The sequence below is a fragment of the Hahella sp. HNIBRBA332 genome, assembly GCF_030719035.1.
Taxonomy (GTDB): Bacteria; Pseudomonadota; Gammaproteobacteria; order Pseudomonadales; family Oleiphilaceae; genus Hahella.
In genome coordinates this window covers 2,791,356-2,812,748 of the sequence record NZ_CP132203.1, presented here as the reverse complement: position 1 = coordinate 2,812,748, position 21,393 = coordinate 2,791,356, and the positions used below count along the sequence as shown (strand labels likewise).

General features: G+C 54.3%; 24 protein-coding genes. 13 read left to right on the top strand and 11 right to left on the bottom strand.

Annotated features, from left to right (window positions below; translation table 11 throughout):
• Positions 1 to 18: 18 nt before the first annotated feature.
• The 10 genes from O5O45_RS12600 (at position 19) to O5O45_RS12555 (ending at position 6,552) form a co-directional block, all read left to right on the top strand.
• Positions 19 to 711: a HEAT repeat domain-containing protein gene (locus O5O45_RS12600; protein WP_305905575.1), complete on the top strand. Its 693-nt coding sequence runs from the start codon at positions 19 to 21 to the stop codon at positions 709 to 711.
• Positions 712 to 808: 97 nt separating this feature from the next.
• A complete protein-coding gene (locus tag O5O45_RS12595) occupies positions 809 to 1,117 on the top strand; it encodes a hypothetical protein (protein WP_305905574.1) in 309 nt (102 codons plus the stop codon).
• 131 nt (positions 1,118 to 1,248) lie between these two features.
• Positions 1,249 to 1,749: a hypothetical protein gene (locus tag O5O45_RS12590; protein ID WP_305905573.1), complete on the top strand. Its 501-nt coding sequence runs from the start codon at positions 1,249 to 1,251 to the stop codon at positions 1,747 to 1,749.
• A 93-nt stretch (positions 1,750 to 1,842) separates the two neighbouring features.
• Positions 1,843 to 2,295 carry a hypothetical protein gene (locus tag O5O45_RS12585; protein WP_305905572.1) on the top strand — a complete coding sequence of 151 codons (453 nt, stop codon included), beginning with the start codon at positions 1,843 to 1,845 and terminating at the stop codon, positions 2,293 to 2,295.
• 278 nt (positions 2,296 to 2,573) lie between these two features.
• A complete protein-coding gene (locus tag O5O45_RS12580) occupies positions 2,574 to 3,038 on the top strand; it encodes a hypothetical protein (protein WP_305905571.1) in 465 nt (154 codons plus the stop codon).
• Positions 3,039 to 3,122: 84 nt separating this feature from the next.
• On the top strand, positions 3,123 to 3,638 hold the full coding sequence (locus tag O5O45_RS12575; RefSeq protein ID WP_305905570.1) for a hypothetical protein: 516 nt from the start codon (positions 3,123 to 3,125) through the stop codon (positions 3,636 to 3,638).
• A gap of 76 nt (positions 3,639 to 3,714) precedes the next feature.
• A complete protein-coding gene (locus O5O45_RS12570) occupies positions 3,715 to 3,966 on the top strand; it encodes a hypothetical protein (protein WP_305905569.1) in 252 nt (83 codons plus the stop codon).
• A gap of 378 nt (positions 3,967 to 4,344) precedes the next feature.
• Positions 4,345 to 5,379 carry an IS630 family transposase gene (locus O5O45_RS12565; protein WP_305902337.1) on the top strand — a complete coding sequence of 345 codons (1,035 nt, stop codon included), beginning with the start codon at positions 4,345 to 4,347 and terminating at the stop codon, positions 5,377 to 5,379.
• 41 nt (positions 5,380 to 5,420) lie between these two features.
• Positions 5,421 to 5,837, top strand: coding sequence for a hypothetical protein (locus O5O45_RS12560; protein ID WP_305905568.1), 417 nt, complete (start codon positions 5,421 to 5,423; stop codon positions 5,835 to 5,837).
• 241 nt (positions 5,838 to 6,078) lie between these two features.
• Positions 6,079 to 6,552 carry a hypothetical protein gene (locus tag O5O45_RS12555; RefSeq protein ID WP_305905567.1) on the top strand — a complete coding sequence of 158 codons (474 nt, stop codon included), beginning with the start codon at positions 6,079 to 6,081 and terminating at the stop codon, positions 6,550 to 6,552.
• 62 nt (positions 6,553 to 6,614) lie between these two features.
• On the opposite strand, the gene O5O45_RS12550 is transcribed toward O5O45_RS12555, so the two are convergent.
• The 10 genes from O5O45_RS12550 to moeB all read right to left on the bottom strand — a co-directional run bounded on the left by O5O45_RS12550 (position 6,615) and on the right by moeB (position 18,305).
• Entirely contained in the window at positions 6,615 to 8,528 is a 1,914-nt protein-coding gene (locus tag O5O45_RS12550; RefSeq protein ID WP_305905566.1) for a TonB-dependent receptor, read from the bottom strand.
• A gap of 21 nt (positions 8,529 to 8,549) precedes the next feature.
• Positions 8,550 to 9,062, bottom strand: coding sequence for a copper uptake system-associated protein (locus tag O5O45_RS12545; RefSeq protein ID WP_305905565.1), 513 nt, complete (start codon positions 9,060 to 9,062; stop codon positions 8,550 to 8,552).
• A gap of 136 nt (positions 9,063 to 9,198) precedes the next feature.
• On the bottom strand, positions 9,199 to 10,362 hold the full coding sequence (locus O5O45_RS12540) for a hypothetical protein (protein WP_305905564.1): 1,164 nt from the start codon (positions 10,360 to 10,362) through the stop codon (positions 9,199 to 9,201).
• Positions 10,359 to 11,555 (bottom strand): MFS transporter, encoded by a 1,197-nt coding sequence (locus tag O5O45_RS12535; RefSeq protein WP_305905563.1) that lies wholly within the window; start codon positions 11,553 to 11,555, stop codon positions 10,359 to 10,361. Before O5O45_RS12535 ends, O5O45_RS12540 begins: the two co-directional genes overlap by 4 nt.
• Entirely contained in the window at positions 11,552 to 12,814 is a 1,263-nt protein-coding gene (locus tag O5O45_RS12530) for an acyl-CoA dehydrogenase family protein (RefSeq protein ID WP_305905562.1), read from the bottom strand. Before O5O45_RS12530 ends, O5O45_RS12535 begins: the two co-directional genes overlap by 4 nt.
• The gene (locus O5O45_RS12525) at positions 12,802 to 14,451 is read right to left on the bottom strand and encodes a class I adenylate-forming enzyme family protein (RefSeq protein WP_305905561.1); all 1,650 of its coding nucleotides are present in this window, start codon (positions 14,449 to 14,451) and stop codon (positions 12,802 to 12,804) included. Before O5O45_RS12525 ends, O5O45_RS12530 begins: the two co-directional genes overlap by 13 nt.
• Positions 14,448 to 16,364: a CoA transferase gene (locus tag O5O45_RS12520; protein ID WP_305905560.1), complete on the bottom strand. Its 1,917-nt coding sequence runs from the start codon at positions 16,362 to 16,364 to the stop codon at positions 14,448 to 14,450. The genes O5O45_RS12525 and O5O45_RS12520 overlap by 4 nt, the downstream gene beginning before the upstream one ends.
• A 5-nt stretch (positions 16,365 to 16,369) precedes the next feature.
• The gene (locus tag O5O45_RS12515; protein WP_305905559.1) at positions 16,370 to 16,660 is read right to left on the bottom strand and encodes a MoaD/ThiS family protein; all 291 of its coding nucleotides are present in this window, start codon (positions 16,658 to 16,660) and stop codon (positions 16,370 to 16,372) included.
• The gene (locus O5O45_RS12510; RefSeq protein WP_305905558.1) at positions 16,596 to 17,114 is read right to left on the bottom strand and encodes a M67 family metallopeptidase; all 519 of its coding nucleotides are present in this window, start codon (positions 17,112 to 17,114) and stop codon (positions 16,596 to 16,598) included. The genes O5O45_RS12515 and O5O45_RS12510 overlap by 65 nt, the downstream gene beginning before the upstream one ends.
• A gap of 18 nt (positions 17,115 to 17,132) precedes the next feature.
• Positions 17,133 to 18,305 carry a molybdopterin-synthase adenylyltransferase MoeB gene (gene moeB, locus O5O45_RS12505; protein ID WP_371748005.1) on the bottom strand — a complete coding sequence of 391 codons (1,173 nt, stop codon included), beginning with the start codon at positions 18,303 to 18,305 and terminating at the stop codon, positions 17,133 to 17,135.
• A 413-nt stretch (positions 18,306 to 18,718) separates the two neighbouring features.
• Here moeB and O5O45_RS12500 point away from each other — a divergent pair, with 413 nt between their 5' ends.
• From O5O45_RS12500 to O5O45_RS12490, 3 genes are all read left to right on the top strand, one after another.
• Positions 18,719 to 19,159, top strand: coding sequence for a hypothetical protein (locus tag O5O45_RS12500; protein WP_305905556.1), 441 nt, complete (start codon positions 18,719 to 18,721; stop codon positions 19,157 to 19,159).
• Between the two features lie 65 nt (positions 19,160 to 19,224).
• The gene (locus tag O5O45_RS12495; protein ID WP_305905555.1) at positions 19,225 to 19,881 is read left to right on the top strand and encodes a hypothetical protein; all 657 of its coding nucleotides are present in this window, start codon (positions 19,225 to 19,227) and stop codon (positions 19,879 to 19,881) included.
• A 281-nt stretch (positions 19,882 to 20,162) separates the two neighbouring features.
• On the top strand, positions 20,163 to 20,828 hold the full coding sequence (locus tag O5O45_RS12490) for a preprotein translocase subunit SecD family protein (RefSeq protein WP_305905554.1): 666 nt from the start codon (positions 20,163 to 20,165) through the stop codon (positions 20,826 to 20,828).
• An 80-nt stretch (positions 20,829 to 20,908) separates the two neighbouring features.
• Here O5O45_RS12490 and O5O45_RS12485 read toward each other — a convergent pair whose 3' ends face one another.
• Positions 20,909 to 21,328, bottom strand: a complete 420-nt coding sequence (locus tag O5O45_RS12485; RefSeq protein WP_305905553.1) for a hypothetical protein — start codon at positions 21,326 to 21,328, stop codon at positions 20,909 to 20,911.
• Between the last annotated feature and the right edge of the window lie 65 nt (positions 21,329 to 21,393).

Sequence of the window (21,393 nt, the reverse complement as noted above, 5' to 3'; positions counted from 1 at the left end):
GTCGCCAGGGAGGATTCTTTGTTCACCGACGAGCATATTACCCGGTTACTTAATCAGCAGCCGATTTCAGACGCGCCGCCCTGGCGCGACGGAGACGAACGAGCTGTCGATAGTTTCTATAAGTACGCCTGCGCAAGGGTTTCGCAATTGACGATGGCCCAGTTTCATGCCGAATGGAAACACTACGGCTCCGGCTACGCGTCATTTGTCGACGTCTGTTTTTACCAGGGTAAGGCGGCGCAGGGACAAGACGCCCCTGAACAAATGGGGCTGGAAGTTCTGTTCAGCCGCTTGTCGCCTTATTTTGTATTGATGGAAGCCCCCGTTCCCACCACAGGCTCCCGTTCGCTACCCTCTTTCAATGGCCTGGATCAGCTCCGCATGCCGAATGTTGAAATGTTAAGGAGTAAGGACTCCATGACGTATGAAGAGGGATATCATTGGCTGCTAGGCAATGTCGATGCACACTTCGATAAGCTTGTTTCGCTGATGCAATCTGAGGCTGATCCGGTAATGAGAGGTAAGTTTATCGAGCTTCTTGGCGACGCTACTAATAGAAACGTAGTTCCAATTCTTGCTGCTGAACTTACAAGTCCAAATCGAGACATACGCTTTTGGGCTCACTCTCAGTTGGAGTATAGTGAGCACTCCGAAGCTAATAAAATTGCAGAAAAATACAAAGAACAAAACCCCAATGAAGATTGGTACTAAACTTTTGACAAAGCAAGGCAACGCCGCCCTGTGCGCTGGACGCGCTATCGCGCGCCTTTGCTTGCGGTGTTGTGCGTAGAACGGAATTCCTAAATCTATGGAAGAAAATAAAGAACTCACCAAAGAAGAGTTTACCTTAATGCTGGAACTGATCAGAAGGTATGCAGAGTCCTCCATGGACCAATGGGAAACATGGAAAATTGACTCTAAAAAAGGAAATTTATTCATAGAGTTAAAGCTTTCCAACATAAAAACGAAAACGCTTACTCGGATCTCAGTAGCTTGCTCAAGTGAAAAGCTAAACACTACACATTATGGTTTAAGACCTACCCAGAGTTTAAAGATCCATCCCTCTGGGAGTGGAAGTTTGTGGAAAAACAGGCAAGGCGTGTCATTCGAGTGCTGAAGCAATGTGCTTAACAAACGGCTGTCCAGACAAATTTCCGCTCTCACCTTTGGGGCGTGGTAAAAAAACTCCATCAGAAATTTGCTCGGAGATCCAGGCGTTAGCTGAATGTCCGAACTTATGAGCAAATCATGAAGCTACATATTGATCAGATCTTCGAAGAGATAGATCGAAAAATAGTTGAAACAATAGAAGATATAGAGCCAAATATTGGTGAAATATATGTAGCTGGATTCTGGCTGTTTTACTGCGATTACACAGTGCTAAGCCGACCATGCTTCTCCTACAATTCTGAGAATACGGATGAACAAACAAGATGGAGTCCGCCAGATTGGACAGTCGATATTGATGACATAATGGATCAGGCACTGGCTCCTTTATATGAGAAAATAACGGCTTTGATGGAAAATTGCAGCGAGAAAGAATGGGATACGCTACTTGATTTTCAATTTGAGTTTTATTGTAATTTGTGCCAAAAACTTAATAATGATCTAATGCCATTTAAGAAATGGAGTACGACTAAAAATTTTGTGATTGGTATTTTTGAGGAAAGAGAAAGTGAAGATGTCTACCATAGCTTGATAAAAAACAGTATCGGGCATGGAAAAGCTATCGAGCTTGGTATTATATAAGGGTTAAGACGGATGGCTATGTCATCATTATGTAATAAGTTTGTCAAATGAACGCTTCTGGCATCACACCTTTTGAAAAAGTATTAGTTTTCTATGGAAATTAAACCGAAAATCGGGATTGATAACATATATCTTGGAATGACTATGGCAGAGGTTAGGTCTTTGTGGGGTGACCCAGAAGATATAAGCACCTTTATCCCTTTGGAAGAAAAGCCAGAGGACCGAATTATCGAATGGAACTACTCTAACGGCATTGAGCTAAATTTTGACTCCGACGATAATTTCTTATTAGCCAGCATTAATTGCGAATCAAAATCAGCAACTTTTCAGGGCTTAAGTGTAGTGGGGATTACACCAAAAGAGTTGATTCTAAGGCTTCCAGGCACAAAGCTTGATGATGAGTTTGAATTGGCGATAGATGAATACCGTAACGAAGAGTTTTCGCTTTCTTTCTGGGCTCAATATGGAAAAATTTACGCAGTTTCCATTAACCCTGAATATGATGAGTCTGGTAATGAAGTTATCTGGCCGATAAGAAACAACTAATAGCTAAAGGCGCTCAAGGAAGGGCGCGCAAAATGCTAGGGAGCCTCTGAAAAGAGTAGGTGACGCCGCAATGGCAACGCAGGTAGTTTTTCAGAGGTTCCCTAGCTTGTGGTGATAACGGGCCCCGAAGAAAGCGTATATGCGTACACACGGTTTTTCGTAAGTAAGCCAGCTTGGATTTCCGGGGCTTTTACACTGGAATCGGTGGGCTGGAGGGGATATCTTCGAAGCTTGGAAATTTAAAAACGCGCATGTGCGTATGCAAATGTTAAGCATCTATGAATATGATTGAAATATTTGAAAACCTAATAGATGAAGCTTTAGCAAAGGCTAAGGATTTAGATATTTTCACCTTTGCTATATATCACGACCATGAGTCGGGATTTGTTAGCATCTGTATAGATACAAAACAAAACTCAGAAAATCAGTTACTTGAATCGAACAAATACAGCATGAAGCATTTTCGCCGAATTATTGAGGAAGGTAGTATTGAAGAGGCCATGCTCTGGCAAGCAAATATTGGGCGTAATCTATCATTAGGTGATTTTGCAGCGGTAAACCTCTCTGAAAAAGAAGTGGCGGGTATAACTCCCGATAGTAACTTCTATCTCGATATGGTGAAAGCCATACAAAATAAGGAAGAACATATTCTACAGAAAAGCACGCACGGAAGTTCCCTTCTATTTTGTTGTTCTACTGTAGATGAAGAAGTTGGTCTAACTTGGGTGCAAGAAAATGCTTAACAAAGCCATTGCGAATGGTCGACAAAAAGACGTGGGAAGGATGGCGTTTTACTTTGTCTATTTTGGAAGATTATGTAATTAATAATGAATATTGATAAAGCGCTAGAGTTTCTTAGAAAGCATCAGCCGTTGCCAGCGGATGAAGATGTATCGGAAGCCGATATTGATATGTTAAATCAAGTAAGGGAGCTCCTGATTTCAAATCCCGATGAACGCGCTATTCCACTTGTTCTTAATGCATTCGGTGATGGAGGTGGTTTTGGCGTCTATCAGGTCTGCGATGATATATTTAGGCCATTTAAACCAGAGGCGGTTTTACCTCACTTAAAAAACGCTTTGGCAAGTAAGCACTATGGGGTGCGCTACTGGGCTTCCCAGTGGGCGATGGAAATCAATTCGATTGATATAGCCCCGGAGATTAACAGTATGCTAAAAAATCCTGAGGACACTGACGCTCACTATTATTGTGTTGCAGCGCTCATTGATATATGGGGAAAAACGAAAAATCCATTTGTTTCTAAGTCAATAATCGAGTTAGGTGGTAAATCAAAAAACATAGATGTCTCAGGGTTAATCCATGAGCACCGCACTGAGAAGTAGAGTTATAACAAAGCAATCTTGCGGACTCGCTCCGCTCATGCGTAAGTTGCGGCGTTAACCACAGTCGAGGCGGGTAATGAATACAGAACTGCAAGTGAAAGCTAAGAAGCTCATAGAGATCGATGATATTGATGGTGCATTGCAATTACTACGTGCGGAAGGGGCGGGTATAATTGAGTCAATTAAGCTTGTGAAAGAAACTAAATCAATTTCTCTTAGTGATGCAAAAAAATTAGTTGCTCTACATCCAGTTTGGGATGATCAGCAAGAGAATTTTAGGAACTTTCACGATTCCATCATTGATGTCTTAAATGACAAAGACGCGTAACTCGCAGTTAAAAATTTTAGGCTGGTGACGCAAAGAAGGTGCGCATCAGCTAATTGCGTGGATCGCTTCGCTCACTTTACTGCGCAATGCTCAGTTCAGTTATAGCGGCGTTAGCTAGAGTAGAATTATGCATATTCCAATATCTCACGATTCAACTCGATCAATATCAGTAGGTCCGGATTGGTCGATATCTATTGCTTCTAACCGGTCCATCAGAATCTATTCGATACCAACAATAATTGGTTGGTGCTTTGGGCTTCCTCGGGCGCACCAAACTGGCCCAGTCTGCCAGGGTTAGAAGGCCTGAAACACTATACTGAGCAGATAGATCGAAGAGTTATTAACCTGGCATCGATATAGATATGATACAATGCCCATATGATTATAGAAGACGCTCGCTCATTACCTGCCGCAGCGCAGGAAGAAAAAAGAAAACAGGCCGTGCGACTGCGCAAGCAGGGGTATAGCTATCAGGAAATAGCCGATAAGGTCGGTGTCCATAACCTGACGGTGGGAAAGTGGATCAGAGCTTATGAAGCGCAAGGGGTTAGCGGGATTAAATCCAAGCCCCGCGGACGAGAGCCCGGCTCGGGACAGCGATTGACGCCAAGCCAGGAGAACCGAATCAGATGTTTGATTGTCGATAAAAGCCCGGACCAGCTCAAGCTGGAGTATGCGCTCTGGACCCGTAAGGCGGTGCAACAGCTTATTGCGCAGGAGACGGGAGAGCACTTGGCGATCCGAACGGTTGGCAGTTATCTGACCGCCTGGGGTTTCACGCCGCAGAAGCCGGTGAAGAAAGCGTATGAGCAAAACCCGTCTCAAGTCGAGAAGTGGCTGAAGGAGGAATATCCGGTCATCAGTGGACGAGCGAAGGCGGAAGGGGCGGAGATCTATTGGGGCGATGAGACAGGGCTTCGAAGCGACGCTCAACATGGGCGGGGCTATGCGCCGAAAGGGAAAACGCCGGTGATTCGCCTGAACGCCAAGCGTGAGTCGGTCAACATGATCTCGGCGATCAGCAACCAGGGCAAAGTGCGGTTTCAAATCTATGACGGCTCAATGGACGCAGACCGGTTGATAGGGTTCATGAAGCGGCTGATCCAAGACGCCCAACGGAAGGTCTTCCTGATACTGGACAATTTGAGAGTCCATCACGCCAAGGTTGTGAAGGCCTGGCTTGAGGAGAATGAGGATCGTATAGAAGTGTTCTATTTACCCGCCTATTCCCCGGAATTGAACCCGGACGAATACTTGAATTGTGATTTAAAAGCGGGAGTTCACAGTGGTAAGCCGGCACGAAAGAAAGGGGATCTCAAAAAGAAAGTTCGATCCCATATGTGTATGTTGCAAAAGAAGCCTTCGAGGGTGAAAAAATACTTTAACCACCCAAGCATCAAATATGCGGCATAGAATGCCTATATCGATGCCGGATTAATAAGAGGAACTGCAATATGGATCTCATTTTTGAGCCCTTCGTTGGCTTAGGGCCACTAAAATTTGGTATGTCAAAGTCGGAGGTAGAATCTCTGCAGGCAGAGGTTAGTGGCATTGGAGATTGCGATTATCAAGACGGCAAACTTAGCGCATTTTCGATCTATCCAGCCGATGTTGAACACCTAATTATCGTTGGCGAAGATGTTCAGAAAATGGATAAGCTCTCGGCCGCACTTCATCTGGCTAACCTGAGCGCCGATTATGGGCAAGCTCAGGGCGGATCGCTCTACTTCATGGATCTAGGTTGCGCTATTCTCCAGTTTGAATCGTCTTCACGTGAGTTCTTATTCTTCGCGCGTGAGTACGATACTGGAGAACCACTGAGGGAAATGACGCTATCTTCTATCGAGTCTTACTACCAAGATAATGCCTGAAACGCATAGTTATTTGTTAAGGGGCGGCAACTATCTAGCAAATTGTAGCGCGCGGCCCGTTCCGGGCATTGGACTCAAAACGCACAGGCGCTCGTTTTTCACCCGAGTACAAGAGTGTTAGGGTCACAAAGGTTGAGTAAACCAAAAGTAGCAACATCGTCTTTTGCCCCACAGTCTGATTAGATACCCACTTGGTAACCTGCACGCTCACATCAATCCGATACTCACAAGGAACCCTGTTTTGTCTCAAAAAGGCACTCCGTCTATCGCAAAGCAAGTCGCTATTTTGATTGTACTCACATCGCTTTCTTTGGGCGCTTTGGTGTGGTTTGGCTTTGCGGTGGCGTCAACGGTTAATCAGGTGACGGCGCTTCCGCCCAGTTTGTATCTTGAGCCGGCGTTATACGGCATGCTGGGGATTGGCTTGAGCCTGCTTTCTTTGTGTGTAATGGCGCTATTGGAGTTACTGGCGAGACTAAAAAAGCCCTTACGGAAGACCACGGAAAACCGCATTTTCAAAATACTGCAGCCTGTCCTTTTGGGAGGGGTGGTGGCGATTTTTCTGCTGCCTGTGCTGATTTACTTTCCCTTGTCGGCGTACCTGAAAAACCAGGGGTATAGCGATTGCGAGGACGCTTCCTATTCCGGGTTGCGATACCAGTATATCGTTTTCGCCAAGTCGGAAGCCGCCTGCACGCAGGCGGCGCAAGAGTAAAAGCGCGTTTCAGCACTCGTCATTATTCGTCTTTCGGGACATCCCTGTCTCTGTTTCCCATTCTAAAAGCTCGCGGACAATCCGATCTGCGCCCAGCGGCCCGGCATGGGGTAGCCTGGGCGATAGGCGTATTCACGGTCGAATAAATTCTCCACGGCGACAAAGACTTCGCCATCCTGACCCAATGGCGCCAGAGGATAGGAAAGGCGCATATTGGCCACGGTGAAACCACTGACTTTCTCTCCATTAACGTCGCCTGACGCCCGCTTGCGCGTTAGCGCCCAGACTTCGGACTGATGCTGGGCGTCCAGGGCGAGGCGGAAGGGACCAAGCTGGCCGTTCAGACCCGCGGTAACTGCCCGTTCTGGTGTGTAGGGAAGGTTGTCGATATCCGGATCGAGCAGGGTTAGCCCGCCAAACAGGGACCAGCCCGCCGGCAACATCTGACTGACCGACAGCTCGACGCCACGCATCCTGTAGTCGCCGAAGTTAATGAACTGTGGGCTGGAGACTTGCGGAGGAAAAGCGAAGACGTAGCGGTTTTTCACCTTGTCCTTGAACACGCTGAGGTCGATCTGGGTGGTGGTCGTTAACGCGAACTTGGCGCCGACTTCCAGGTGATTCAGCTCTTCGGCCTCCAACTGCTTCCAACTGTCGGCCAGGGGCGGTATTGCCGTCGCCAGGGTTGGCGCTTCCAGACCGGGATAGTTGACGCCTTGGGAGGCGTTGACGAACAGGGTCAGGGCGTCTGACATCAGTGACAGACCGGCGTAAGGCGCGGCCTGGGCGTCAAACTCACTGTGATCGTAATAACGCACGCCGATGGACGGCGACAGCATCCAGTCGTCGTTGAGCATCAGCAAGTGACTGAGACCCACATAGGGCGACCACAACTTGAACGTCGGCGCGTCCAGGTGCGCGCGTCTGGCGGAATCGTCGCGATTAAAGTGCGCTTCGCCGGAGACGCGATCGTAATCCAGACCGGCGACCAGGGTTCCATCCATCCAGGGCGAGAAATTCTCGCGCCAGCGCAGGCCGCTCATGGTGAAGTCCGAAAGCGTATCGCCATCGCCGCCGCTCTGGTGATACCAGTTACCCTCGCCGGAGCTGTGATGCAGGCTGAACTCGCCGGTCCAGTCGCCATGTTCATGGGACAACGTGGTCGCCAGCATGAAGGCCTGGGTATTGTACTCCGGCGCGACATCCGGCTTTGGGTCTCCTTCTTGGCCTGGATCCGTGCTTTCGTTGTCCACATAGAGTCCGCTGAACGACGCGGCCCAGTGTTCATTCAATTGCGCGCCGACTCGGCTGAAGAGGTTTTTCAATTCACCGTCAGCGTTGTCCCGATGGCCGTCGGAAGTGGCGTAACCCTGGGCCAGAACAAAGTCCAAATCGCCATTGTGGCTGGTCAGTTCCGCCTGCTGCACCAAGGTATGGTAAGAGCCGGCGGAGATACGCGCGGCGCCGTGAGTCCCTTCTTCAGTCGCCCGTTTGGTATGCAGATCGATGGAGGCGAAGTTATTGCCGTTGATCTGCGGTTGCGGGCTTTTATACACGGTCATGGATTGCATAGCGTTGACCGGCAGCAGATCCAACAGTGGGTGTCCCCATAAGCCCATGTACAGGGGCAGGCCGTCGATGTAGGTCTTTATCTCACTGCCGGGACGGGTGACGCCCATGCCGCGGATAAACACCGCGCCGCCCTGATCGCCGCCGAACGCGCCGACCGGGTTGTAACGGGAAATCTGCACGCCGGGCGTCCGACGCAGGGCGGCGGTGAGGTCCACCGCGTTTTGATCGCGAATTTGATCTTCGGTGACCACGGCGGATGTGCTGGAGAACATATCCACTTCCACCTCTTCAATGACCGGCTTGGCGGTCACTATCATTGGCTCCAGAACGGTGGTTTGCGCATGCGCGCCGCCCGCGGCGGTCAGGGCGACCGCCACGGTAAGTTTCTTCGGTGAAAATTTCATAATACTGACTTGATTGACTGCTTAATCGGCCTGAAAGGATCCGTTTTGTGGATGATTTTGATGATGCGCGGACATACCCGGATCGTTCGGCGCGCCAAACAGCCCGAACTGCGCCAGTTTTTGCGGCGCGATGGACTGTTCCGCTTCAGTCAGTTCAGAAATGAGCTGGGAGGCGGTGTCCTGAGGGATGCCGGCTTTGTGCAGCAGGTCGACTTTCTTGAACTCGTCGCCGCCGCAGGCGAGCACCATCCACTTGTCGCCGTCCCGGCGCAGCAGCGCGCGTCCGCCTCGTTCGCCCTGAATCCAGTCGGCGATGGCGTAGTCGTTCACCACGATGACCGGCGCCGTCTCCACCTTGTGATGGGGCTGGTCATAGGTGGCGGAGATCAGTTTGATCACTTGCTGCTGTTCTTGCGTCAAGCCGTCGTTGGCGAATGCGGGCGCGACCAGCGCCGAACTTAACGTCAGGGCGGCCAGCAGGCTGCGGAAAGGGATAGGCGGTGAAGACATCCTGTTGTTATGACGATTTTTCATGTTATTCCTCAGAAGAGTTTGGCGGTGTTTTAAACATGTAATTAATCAGGCGTATGACGCGCCTGCGCGGTGATTAGCCGCGAGAGACAGGACCAGACACGGGCCGGCTCTGTCGTTGCAGACAGAGAGAACGTGGCTAGTCATCTGCTGGGTTCATCGAGTGAGACTGAGTACCTTGTTCCTCTCCATCAATCAGGCCGGCGAGCATGCACAATGCTTCCAGCAGGAAAAAGCTGCTCCAGGGCGATTCCACCAGTTCGCAGCCGGCGGCGCTGGTGCGGTAACAGGCGCCAATGAAAGCGCCGGCGTGCGCGGCTCCATCGCGGCGCACGAAGTATGAGCTGCGTATAAGCGCGGCGATTTGCTGGGCGGCGTAGGCACGCCAACTGTCGCCGTCGTCCAGTAACTCAGAGAGCGACAGTATGGCGATGGCGGCGATCAGTGTGGCGGATGGGTCGGATAAACTGTCGCTGCGTTCCGGTCTGTCGGCGGGATACGGCGTGCGGCGAGAGCGACGCCAATACACGCAGGCGGCTCTGGCGTAATCGAGATAGGGCGAGCCCCAGCGTCTGGCCGCATGGCACAACCCCAGCATCGCCCAGGCCTGGCCACGGGACCAGCCGCCGGGGCGGTCCACGCGTTGCAGAACGTACTGGTTAGACGTGTGCTGCAGCTCGGATTTGGCCTCTGCGCCGCATGCGCCATTGGCGGTGAAGCAGGCGTCGATCAGGGCGTCGGCGTGAGCGCGGGCGATCGTATTCAAAGGCTCATGGCCGGCGCCGCCGAGGAGTTGTACCGTGGCCGCCAACGAGTCTACAGACAGACGTTGTCCCCCGTCCGCGCCGCCGCCCATAGCGCAACCCAGAGGAATATATCCGAGGCGTTGATCAAAACCGGATGCGATGACGGCGGCGGCCTGATTGGCCAACTCCTGAGCCGTGTGATCCACCAGCCAGCGTCCGCATAATGCAGGTCCATACCAGAAAATCATGCTGCGATTGAGGGTGTCGATATCCAGCTTATCCGCCAGCGTGGCGCAGAGAGCGAGTGCTTTATCGCGATCAGCGGTGGACTTGGAAATCAACGCCCGCAAACCCCAACAGCCCGCCCAAAAGCCTCCCATCCAGGAACCGCCGGTGGAGGTCTTCCAGTATTGGCCGTCGCGGGAGAACAGGGGAAAGCCGCCGTCGCAATGGGCTTCTATGGTGTCGAGGCGGCGTAGCAGCAGCGTCATGGCCTGACTGATTTCCCATGGCGACAGCGCTGTGATGTCCCAGGGCGGCAGGCGCATGTTGTTCATGAGGCGCTCCTGCGTCGCAACAGAGCCAGACCCAAGGCCGCTACAGCTCCCGCCAGCGCGACGATAGCGAGAGCGCTCCAGGCCACACTGAATCCTGAAAAAGTAGTGGCGAGAGCGCCAAAGAGCGGCGCGCCCATCGCGAAGCCGCCAAAAAACGCGGCGGACAGCAAGCCGGACGCGGTCGCCGGCGCGCCAAAGACGCTGTATCTAAGCAGCATGCCCATCGCCACCGCATTGGTCGCCACGGCGGTGAGGCCCACTACCAGCACACCGAACCATAAGCGCCAGTGGCTTTCCGGTGAGGCCTGTTGGGTGACCCAGAGCGCCAGTGCGGTGAGCGCCATTAATCCCAGCAGCAGCCAGGATTCATCCTTGAGTTTGCTGGAAAGGGACGTCAGCGTGAGGCGCGAGGTAAAGCCCATGACGCCGAAGACGGCCACCATCAAACCGGCGTCATGCTGACTGACGCCTTGCTGGGTGGCGAAGACGGGCAGAAAGGTCACGAAGGCGGACAGGGTGACGCCGGCGCAGCCTTGCACCGCCATCAGGTTGAGCAGCAGTTTGCCTGGGCGCGAGGGTAGCCAGGAGCGCCGAGGTCCGGCGGGCGATGGCGGCGGAGCCAGAGACGGCGCAAGACAGGCTAATAACAGCGCGACCGGGATAACCGTCGCCATGGCGGCGCGCCACCCGAACGAGACGGCGATCAGCGGCAGCAATCCGCCGGCAATCAGAGCGCCGAGCTGTACGCCGGATTGTTTCAGTCCCACGGCGAACGCCTTGCGCGCAGGGGGAATCCGTTGTGCGATCAACTGGTTCGTAACCGGGTTCGACAGCGCCTGCGCCACGCCGCATACCGCCACGGCGGCGATAATGCCTGCAAACCCGGGGAGGGTGATCAACAGACCATAGGCCAGCGCCACGCTGAAAAACAGCATCCACAGGCCACGTCGCGATCCCAGCCGCTCGACCAGCGGACCGGCGGCGAGGGACAGCACCGCCGCCACGCCGAAAGCGCTCATGGTGACATAACCGAGCCAGCCGGGTTCAATGCCCAGATCGGCGATCAGCAAGGGGCCCAAGGCGCCGATGGTGTATAGAATCAGCATCGGCAAGGTCATGGATAACAGCAGCACGACATGCAGGCTGATGGCGCGCAAAGGCGATTGGCGCAGCGGCGGCGCGATGGCGTTCATACTTGCGCCGTCTCCCGCTCCGTCTGGGCGACGGGCGAGCTGTTTTGTTCTTCACGGGGAAGATAACCCTCCAGAATCCGTCGCCCCACGGTATTGATCAGCACCTCATCAGCGCCGTCCAGAATGCGCGTGGCGCGGGCGTAGCGAAAAATAGTGGAGAGCGGCGTCGCGTCGCACAGACCTTCTGCGCCGAAGACCTGAATGGCGCTGTCGGCGGCTTGATTGAGCGCGTGAGAGGCGGCGATCTTCGCCATATTCACTTCAATATCGCTATCCTCGCCCGCATCCAGTTTTGCTGCGGCCAGTTGTAATTGCGCCCGTGCGCTGACGATGCTTTGTTGACTGAGAAACGCCAGGCGGCGGATCAGTTGCTTGTCCGGCAGTCGCGCCAACTGGCCGCGCTCGCTGCATACACGCTCGCCAAGCAGGTCCAGGCAACGTTGCGCCAGCCCCACCCAATGAGCGGCGTTGATGGTGCGTCCCAATCCCAGCCGTTGCTTCATCAGGGCCATGCCTTCGTGCAATTCGCCCAGCAGATAATCCTGGGGAATCCGCACATGATCGAACTGCAGCTCATGCTGGCCGTTACGGCGGCCCAGGATGTCCAGATCCTGCAGGATGCTGAATCCGAGGGCGTCGGTGGGAACCACCAGCATGGACAGGGTGTATTGTGGCGGCGCCTCCGTCTGGGTGCGCGCCACCACGGTGATAAAATCCGCACGACGGGCGCGGGAGATAAACCACTTGCGGCCGTCAAGGCGCCAGCCGTCTCCCTCGCGCTGCGCCCGCAGCTGGATGGTGGCGGGAATCGAGCCGATACTGTCCGGTTCAGACATGCCATAGGCGGACACGGCCTTTCCCGCCGCCAGTGGTTGCAGAAAGCGTTCCACGATTGTGTCGCCGCCGTGCAGAGACAGCATGCGCACATCCAGAGCGGCGCGCCCGCCGAAGATTTCAGGGCCGAACTCGGAGCGTCCCTCCTGTTCCGCCAGGGGCAGATAGTCGCTTAACGTGGCGACTTCGCCACCCAGGGCGGCGGGATAATACAGACCCCACAGGCCCTGGGCGCGGGCCTCTGCGGCCAGGGCGGACTGCAGCGTCAGCGCCGCGTCGTCGTCTTTGGCGAGCAAGGGCTCGTTGGGAATCACCTGCTCATTGATGAAGGCGCGTATGCGCTGCGCCAGCTCGCCGGATGTCTTGTTGGCGCCGCCGTTATCCATAGGCAGGTTTGCGGCCTTTCCTGTGTCTACACTGCGCATGCGCTGCGCTCCAAAAAAGCGACTTCAGCCGTGAGCCGCTTTTTATCGACCTTGCCCGCCGGTGTGAGTGGAAAATGCCGGATGAAGCGCAGGTACTCCGGCAGTTTGTTCACCTCCAGTCCCTGGTCGCGCAGAAAGCTGGCGATTTCCGCCAAAGAGGGACGCTCCGCGCCGCTGCGCATGCTTATACACAGGCATACCCGTTGCCCCAGGTCCGGGTCTGGAACCGGCACGCAGGCGGCGCTGATCACGTCTGGAAAACAGGTGACCAGATTCTCGATCTGCACCGTGCTGATGTTGGCGCCGCCGCGCACGATCACGTCTTTCTTGCGGCCGGAAAGGCGCAAATAGCCGTCCTGATCCAGCAAGCCCAGGTCGCCGGTGTACACCCAGCCTTCCGGGTCCCGATAACGGGCGTCCAGCTCTGGGGCGTTGACGTACTGCATGGGGCTGATCGGGCCGCGGGCGAGAATTTCGCCGACCTCGCCGCGGCGGACTTCCTTGCCGGCGTCGTCGACAATGCGAATCTCACAGACGTCCGGGTTGGGGCGGCCAACGCTGCGGAACACCACGTCCAGCGCTTCATCCAGCGTGTTATGACAGTTCACCCCATCCGCTGAGCCGTACAGACTGATAAAGCGGCAGCCAAAGGCGTCCACGCATCGTTGGATGCTGGCGGGGTCAATGACCGAGCCGCCGCTGACAATGGCGACCAGGCTGGATTTGTCGATGTCCGCCAAGAGAGGCTCGGCGGCCATGCGCTGAATCATGGTGGGCACGCCGAGCAGGTGGGTGGGACGCAGGGATTCGATGGCGCGAATGGCGTCTTCCGCATCGAATCGCGGCAGCACCGCCAGGGAGCCGCCCAGCCAGGACAGCACCCCAAAGGTGGCGGTGGAGCCGAAGGATGACCCCAGAGGCACCAGATACATGCCGCGAAAGTTCGCGCCATCGGGGTGTAAACGCTGCAGAAAGCGACCGCGTCCGCCCAGCAGCGCGTTGTGAGAGTAAGCCACCAGTTTGGGCTCGGACTCGGTGCCGGAAGACACCAGCAGGCGCACCGGTGAATCTGGATCGACATGAGGCAGCTGCTGCAGCGCTATCGGCTCTGCCTGAAAACATTGCTCCAGACTGGTCCACCCTTCCGGCGCTTGAGCGCTGTCTGCAATCAACCAGCGCAACGACAAGGTGGTGGGACGCAAAGAATCGATCAGCTCGCACATGTCCACACCGCCGTATTCCGGCGTCGCCACAATGGCGCGGGCGTCGCAGCGTTTCAGTAAAGACTGGATGTCCAGACGTCCGCGACCCGGGGGGAACGGCGCCACAATCGCGCCAATGGCGGCGGCGGCGAGATCGACGGCGCAGCAACGCCAACTGTTAGGCAACTGATAGGCGATCACATCGCCGGCGACGATGCCCATCTCACGAAAAGCCGTCGCCAACCGCAACGCCTTCTCCAGCAGGTCGCCATAGGTCATGACGGAATCTGGCGAAAGCACCGCCGTCTTGTCCGGCGACTGTTCCGCATACATCTGAAACATCTGGAACACGCTGCGGTCAGGGTACAGGCCTTGCGTCGCCCATTGCTTGCGCAGCGCCGCTGGAACCAGATCGATGATGCCTGAGCGGTTCATTGAAACCTCCATGGTGAATTCACTCGAACATAGATGTCCTTGTCGAGAGCGGGGGCCAAACGCGGGTCGCGGCTAAGCTCAGTCAAATCTTCGACCACTACGGCGGCGGGAACGCCGTTCATTTCGAACAACGCCGCCCACTCCTGCGCCTTGCGATGTTGAAGAACACGCTGCAAATGCTCTCGATTCAGGTTGTCGTTTGCGCGGTTTAACCGGTGTTCAGACGCGGCGTCGACGATGGCGTGGGTGAGCCTGGAAAAAGCGCGTTCATCCAGACAGTCCAGGGCAATCAGCCCCTGTGCGGTGGCGTAGACGCCACTCAATGAAGTCCATGCAGGTGAGGGCGGTTCACCGTCCAGGACATGACTTTGATACCCCGCCTGTTGCAACAGCGCGCCAAGTTCGTCTGCGCACAACAAGGTGGCGGCCCCCAGCAGGGAGGTATCCACTCTGATGGAGCGGGCGCGACCCAGTCCGCGGGCCAGCAGCGCGGCGGTGACGCCCTGAGCGGCGACAGCGCCGCCTAATACGTCTAAAACAGTAAACACTGCGCCCCCCGGCAGCCCCGAAGCGGCGGCGATTTTGGCGGCGACGCCGGAGTAAGCCTGCGCCATGAAATCGGTGCCGGGCAGACCGTGCTCCGCGCGCGCTCCCCAACCTCCCGCATAGGTGTAAACGAGGTCGGGGTTCACCTGTTTCATATCGTCGTATTCCAGTCCCATCTCCGCTGCTTTGCCGGGCGCCCAGTTGTGCAGAAACACATCCGCCTGCTGGATCAACGCCATCACTTCCGCTTTGCCGGTGGCGGATTTGATGTCGATTTCTCGTACGTTTTTGTCTCGATTCAGGGCGTCAAAACGGGCGGAAACGTCTTCCGCCATGGGCGGTATACCGCGTAAAGGATCGCCGCCGGGTGGTTCGATGCGAATGACTGTGGCTCCGAGCAGAGACAGCAAGCGTCCCGCCAAGGGGCCCTGAATGCGGCGGCAGGACTCAACCACGGTTAATCCCGCTAAAGGCAGATGAGAGGACGGATCACAGGGCTTCAGCGGCCTGGCCTGGGCGAGGCCGCCATCACATTGAAAGCGCCAGGGGCCATTGCGCCACATGTCCATTGTGTCCTCGTCCTGCGCACGCTCCTGGAGCGTGCGCACTCGGCAAATGGCGACGCCGGTTTGTTGGGCGATATGTTCGATCTGGGCAAACGGCAGCGTGGCGAGCGCCTCGCAGAGGGCGACGGGAACCGGGGCGATGGCTTTGGCGTAACGTAGCAGGAAGCCGCTCCAGCCTTTGCCGGCGCTGGCGGCGTCGACGCCCGCCTGAGTCCAGAAATCGCGCCAGGGGACGGCGTCCAGGGTTTCCAGCTCAAATACCACGCCATCGGCGGACATGAAGGGCGGGCGCTCCTGCACGCTGGCTGTGCCGGGCCGTAAGCGCTCCGGCGTTTCCGGGGCGGTGGCGCCGGCCAGATATTGCGCGACGCTGAGCAAGGCGCTGGAGGTCAGGCTGGCGGTGGTTGTGTGCGTCGAGGCGCCCCGGAGACCACCGATGGCGGCGGCCATCGCGCCCTGCAGGGAAAGTACGGCGGTGAGGATGGAGACATAATCCACTCCCAAGGGCTGCGCGCCGCCGCTGGCGCGACCATGTACCGACATCAGTCCCGTCGCCGCCTGGGCCAGGGTTTCTGATATGGGACGCTCCACGGCGTCCGACCAGCCTTCCAGTACGCAATCGACAGCGACATGATCCGCCACATGCAACGCGAAAGCGGCGCCGGATTCCGTATCGACATTCTCCCAGGCGGCGCCGAGAGCATTGGCCTGATATCGCAACGATGCATACAGCGGCGCCAGGGCCGGCGTCGGGTTGCGTAACGATCCGCTGAGATAACAGCCTTCCAGTAACACAGTCATGGCGATTATCCCAACCTGTCGCCGCAGCCGCCCGCCACCGCCGGCAGGATGGTGATGGCGTCGCCGGCTTGCACGGACGTATCCAGATTCTCGGCGAAACGAATATCGTCGTCATTCACGTAAATATTCAAAAAGCGATGCACCTTGCCGTCCGCCATCAGTCGCTCTTTGACGCCCGGGTACTGTATTTCCATGTTCTCGATCACTTCCCGCACATTCGCGCCGCCGCCGTCAATGCGCTTCTGTTCGTTGGTCAGCGGACGCAGAACGGTGGGAATATGGATGGTGATTGACATGGGAACTCCTGTTTTCAGCAAGGGGAAATGATTGTTCGCCGGCGTATTGCTCGACGATGCGAATGGTTTCTTCCACTACGGCTCCGTTGACGATGCGGAAGCTGCGAATGCCGCTGCCGTAGGCTGGATCAGTGGGAATAATGACGTAATGGGCGTGCGGCTCCGCGGCGCAAAGAATGTCATCCTGGCTGGGATAGGCGCGCGAGTGGGTGTGTGAGTGATAGATGACCACCGGCTCTTCGCCGTTGGCCTCCATTTCCCGCCACACCTGCAGTTGTTCGCGGGCGTCGAACATGAACATATCCTCTGATGCCGCTACATTGCGCATGGGAATGAGGCGCATGGGGCGCTCGGCGCCCTCCCGGCCGGCGATAACGCCGCAGGTTTCCATGGGATGGTCTGTCTGCGCCTGTTGGATCATGGCGTCTACAAGTTCCGAAAGAATCGTCAGCATGTTTGGTTTCCTCCCTGATCAGTAGCTGGGCAATGTCGGGTCGATATGCCGAATCCAGGCGAGAATGCCGCCGTCGAGATGGTGGACGTTATCGAAACCGCATTCGCGCAGGGACTGCAACGCCCTTTGCGAGCGCACGCCGGATTTGCAGTGCAGCACGATGGGCGCGTTGTTGCTGAGAGCGTTCAGCATGTCGCTGTCCAGAAGCTTGTGCGCAGGAATATGTTGCGATCCCTGGATATGCACGATGTCCCGCTCCAAAGCTCCGCGCACATCGATCAATTGGAAGTCTTTGGCGCTGTCCCGCCACCGCTTGAGTTCATGAACATCAATGCTGGGAACGCTGTTGTCATTGTCTTGAACGGTTGTCGCCAGCCCACAGAATGCCTGGTAATCCGTCAGTTCGGTGATGGCGCGCCTTTGCGGATCACGACGCAGTTTGATAAAGCGGAAACTCATGTCCAGTGCGTCGTACACGGCCAATCTGCCTAACAAGGATTCACCTAATCCAGTAATTAACTTGATCGCCTCCGTGGCCATCATGGAGCCGATGGACGCGCACAGGACACCCAACACCCCGCCTTCCGAGCAGGAGGGCGCCAGATGGGGCGGCGGGGGTTCTGGATAGAGGTCGCGATAATTCAGGCCTGCGCCTTCGGGAGCGTTTTCCCAAAAGACCGACGCTTGTCCTTCAAAGCGATAGATCGAACCCCAGACGTAGGGTTTTCCTGCGAGCACGCAGGCGTCATTAACCAGATAGCGAGTAGCGAAATTGTCGGTTCCATCCACGATCAGATCGTATTGGGCGATGAGATCAAGGGCGTTGGACGAGTCCAGACGCTCACTATGCAGCCGCACCGCGATGTGCGGATTGATCTCGTGAATGGCGTCTCTGGCGCTCTCGCCTTTGGGACGTCCGATATCGGACACGCCGTGGATGATCTGACGTTGCAGATTAGACTCGTCAACCCGATCAAACTCCACAACGCCCAGGGTTCCGACCCCGGCGGCCGCCAGATACAGTAAGACAGGAGAGCCTAGACCGCCGGCGCCAACCGCCAGCACTTTGGCGTTCTTCAAGCGTTTTTGCCCATTCAGTCCTACATCCGGCAGCAGCAGATGACGGCTATAGCGGGCGATTTCCGCCGAGGACAACTCCGCAGCGGGTTCTACGAGGGGGGGGAGCTTCATCGACATATGTCCCTCTATCGATTGATGCGATTTCTAATTATTAGTTCGGTTATATCTCCAGATGCAGCCGGATCAGGCTGCGAGGACCGTCATCGACGGAAGGAAGGCGGAGAGAAAAAGAAATTCCCTCAAAGCGGTCGCCGACATTGATGCGTGACGAACAACAGCTGAAGCGCGATCCATGCCGTTAATTTCTAATGTTTTCTGTAAGGTCCAACACCGCTTATTTTTATATGCGGAGGGGCGGGCAGGGGCAATGCGGCAGTTTGTCGCACCCAATTTGGCTACGTCTCTGAATGTGTAAAGTTCTCAGTCCTCAACAGACTGTTATTCCCCGCGCACCGGCTCTGTGGTTAAATAGCCGCGCGCTGGCTCTGGCGCTTTTTTTAAAGGATTTACTGAAGTTTCCACTCATGTATACACCCCGTTCCAGAATTGCCGCATCGATCTTGTTTTGCCTGTTTTCCAGCCAGTCTCTGGCGGAATGGCAGTGCTCCGAGAATGACTATGAAGTGTTGAAGAATGCGGAGGAGTTCACTAGTGCGTGTACCGGTTACGCAGGGGATGTCCCGGACCATGTTAATGCGTATCGGTGCCTGCTAAGTCAAGTGGATGCGCAGGAACAGCTTATCAGGTTGCAAACGGAAGGCAGCAAGCCGGCCCAGCTCTATGCGATGATTGCTTTGCATGACTTGTTGCCAGGGTACTATCAACAAAAAGCTGAGCAGTACGTGACGGACGCCGCCAGTGTAAAAACAATGGAAGAGTGCGTCGTTGGCAGCGCTACGGTTGCGGAACTGTTTAAGCAAATCGAAAGTGGCGAACGCATTCTGAAACACTACTTTGAGCCTTAATACGATTATTTTTTTTTAGAACGCGAGACGCCAGACAAACATTTATACATCTGCAGGGACACTCCTTGAATAGCTCCAAATCCATTTTGACAAAAATCTACAAGCGCAGCCTGACCTTGATCCTGCTCATACTGTCCCTGTTTACCGTGGCGGGCTGCAAGGAACTGGAGTATCTGAGAGCTGAGAAAGTCACTTACCAGGTGCAGGATTACCAGGCGGACAAACGCTCGAAAGAGGATATGGACATCTTGGTGAAACGCTTGAACGCTGTTCTCCCGAGCAAACTGTCATCGGTCCAGTTCAAGGAAGTGGAAGGCAAAGGCGTGGTTGAATTTTCACGGGGCGCTCCTGACGCTGAACTGGTCGCATTTCTAAGCCGGCATCCCGGTGAGCTCGTATTCAGGGGAACAGAGCCGGACGATATCTGGTATAGCGATAAAGATATCGTGGAATCCGCCTCCGTCCTCGCTGGGGACAGACTCTCCGTCGAAGTCGTGTTCTCGGATGAGTCCTACGGGAAAGCCTCACCAAGAATCAAACAAAGCATCGGACGTTACGCTTACACCATGCTGGATGATGAAATACTCCACAAAGCCATGGTGCAAACAGAGCTGGGTAAAAAAATCCTCATGACCAGCGCCAGCGACATGGAAGCGCAAGCCCTGGCCGTTATGCTTGCCAGCGGCAGGATGAGTAGTGGGTATGAGCTGGTCAAACTATAAATAGTTTGCGGCCTGGAATAGACTGCTACGGCGGTCTATTTTTCCTGCCAACCAGTATAAAAACTGGCCCTCCCTGTTCTTTCTGTATATTCCTTCTAAGTTAACCCTTCTCGCCTGTTTCATCCTCTGATAATCAGTGTGCAATAACGGTTTTTACAGGCCCATGCTAGGGTTATCACCGGGTAGCCTCACAGTAAAAACTACGTTAGTTTTCTCCAGTAATCGAACTCTCTATTGAATAACTCACTGCATATTAAAATACAGAAATACTTGGAGTGACGATGCCTGCAAAAACTTCCACGTCTCTAGTAGTGAAAATTATCAAATTAAGCTTGTTGCTAATACCGGCCATATTGGCTTATTTTCCGATAAAGAATAGTGAAGAATTTAGATATTTCTTTGCGCCTAAAGTGGTATACGAGGTGAAAGGCTATCAAAATGATGACAATGGCCCTGAAGATATGGAAATCCTGACGAGCAGAATCAGCCGCCTTGGTCCTGGTTTATTTTCCAGCGCTGACTTCATGCAAGATGACGGGAAGGCGTTCATTGTTCTGACAAGAGGAGCGGCAAATCCCAACCTTGTCGAGTTTGTCAGTCAACACCCAGGTAATTTTGTGATGCGAGGGGAAACGCCAGAAGACATCTGGTACACCAATCAGGATATTGCCGAATCAAAGGCGGTTTCCCCCCGCGGAGACGATATTGCCGTATCAATCACCGTCACGGATGAGGCCTATGCAAAGTCAGGGAAGAAGATAAATGATAACGTTGGCGGCTTTGGTTACGTGACCTTGGATGGAACTATTATAAGTAAGGCGCATCTTCAAATTAAGCTGGGTAAAAGTATTATGCTGACTGGCTACAACAACAGTGATGCAAAAGGGTTGGTCGCTATTTTGAGTGGCGATGTGATGAGTAGGGCTTATACGCTGGTTAGAATGTAGAGACTGTATTGGTCCCGAGTGCGAAGGCTAGAGGCGGTGCTCTATATGTACGGTTTTTGTTTGTCTAGAGGTGACAGTGTTTAGGTGCATTGATTCATCTCTCTACCAATAACTTCGACTATACAATCAAATGTAGATGTCATCGGCCCATATTTATGCTGAATATATATTGAGAATTGCTCAACTTTCACTTCAGCGTTTAAGGTGACTGCTTCGTTTAGCCAATAGGCGATACGTTCATATTCAACTTGTGTGTCTGAAGTGGAAATCTCCACAATGTCCCATAGCTCTTCACAGTCGTCTTTACGTAACCCAATGAAAGTAACGGTCCCAGTGATCGAAGACCTGGGAATCTCGTTATTGAAATATGCGTTCCACCACACTTGGGAGCCGACCTTTCCATATTTTTCTAAGTAGTCGGGCGCGAAAAGGGCGAGTTCAGTGTTGATGTCGTTAGCCCATGTCGGGGGCTGGTCTTTTAGATCGAATATAACAGGCACTACAATAACCGTTTTTTTTAGTACTTTTTTGAGCTTGCGTGTTTAGCGCGAGGAATTGTATCGAA

Excerpts from the sequence above, each read along its gene's own strand:
- O5O45_RS12595 (WP_305905574.1), top strand. The coding sequence starts at position 809 with ATGGAAGAAAATAAAGAACTCACCAAAGAAGAGTTTACCTTAATGCTG.
- O5O45_RS12590 (WP_305905573.1), top strand. The coding sequence starts at position 1,249 with ATGAAGCTACATATTGATCAGATCTTCGAAGAGATAGATCGAAAAATA.
- O5O45_RS12585 (WP_305905572.1), top strand. The coding sequence starts at position 1,843 with ATGGAAATTAAACCGAAAATCGGGATTGATAACATATATCTTGGAATG.
- O5O45_RS12580 (WP_305905571.1), top strand. The coding sequence starts at position 2,574 with ATGAATATGATTGAAATATTTGAAAACCTAATAGATGAAGCTTTAGCA.
- O5O45_RS12575 (WP_305905570.1), top strand. The coding sequence starts at position 3,123 with ATGAATATTGATAAAGCGCTAGAGTTTCTTAGAAAGCATCAGCCGTTG.
- O5O45_RS12570 (WP_305905569.1), top strand. The coding sequence starts at position 3,715 with ATGAATACAGAACTGCAAGTGAAAGCTAAGAAGCTCATAGAGATCGAT.
- O5O45_RS12565 (WP_305902337.1), top strand. The coding sequence starts at position 4,345 with ATGATTATAGAAGACGCTCGCTCATTACCTGCCGCAGCGCAGGAAGAA.
- O5O45_RS12560 (WP_305905568.1), top strand. The coding sequence starts at position 5,421 with ATGGATCTCATTTTTGAGCCCTTCGTTGGCTTAGGGCCACTAAAATTT.
- O5O45_RS12550 (WP_305905566.1), bottom strand. The coding sequence starts at position 8,528 with ATGAAATTTTCACCGAAGAAACTTACCGTGGCGGTCGCCCTGACCGCC.
- O5O45_RS12545 (WP_305905565.1), bottom strand. The coding sequence starts at position 9,062 with ATGAAAAATCGTCATAACAACAGGATGTCTTCACCGCCTATCCCTTTC.
- O5O45_RS12540 (WP_305905564.1), bottom strand. The coding sequence starts at position 10,362 with ATGAACAACATGCGCCTGCCGCCCTGGGACATCACAGCGCTGTCGCCA.
- O5O45_RS12535 (WP_305905563.1), bottom strand. The coding sequence starts at position 11,555 with ATGAACGCCATCGCGCCGCCGCTGCGCCAATCGCCTTTGCGCGCCATC.
- O5O45_RS12530 (WP_305905562.1), bottom strand. The coding sequence starts at position 12,814 with ATGCGCAGTGTAGACACAGGAAAGGCCGCAAACCTGCCTATGGATAAC.
- O5O45_RS12525 (WP_305905561.1), bottom strand. The coding sequence starts at position 14,451 with ATGAACCGCTCAGGCATCATCGATCTGGTTCCAGCGGCGCTGCGCAAG.
- O5O45_RS12520 (WP_305905560.1), bottom strand. The coding sequence starts at position 16,364 with ATGACTGTGTTACTGGAAGGCTGTTATCTCAGCGGATCGTTACGCAAC.
- O5O45_RS12515 (WP_305905559.1), bottom strand. The coding sequence starts at position 16,660 with ATGTCAATCACCATCCATATTCCCACCGTTCTGCGTCCGCTGACCAAC.
- O5O45_RS12510 (WP_305905558.1), bottom strand. The coding sequence starts at position 17,114 with ATGCTGACGATTCTTTCGGAACTTGTAGACGCCATGATCCAACAGGCG.
- moeB (WP_371748005.1), bottom strand. The coding sequence starts at position 18,305 with ATGAAGCTCCCCCCCCTCGTAGAACCCGCTGCGGAGTTGTCCTCGGCG.
- O5O45_RS12500 (WP_305905556.1), top strand. The coding sequence starts at position 18,719 with ATGTATACACCCCGTTCCAGAATTGCCGCATCGATCTTGTTTTGCCTG.
- O5O45_RS12490 (WP_305905554.1), top strand. The coding sequence starts at position 20,163 with ATGCCTGCAAAAACTTCCACGTCTCTAGTAGTGAAAATTATCAAATTA.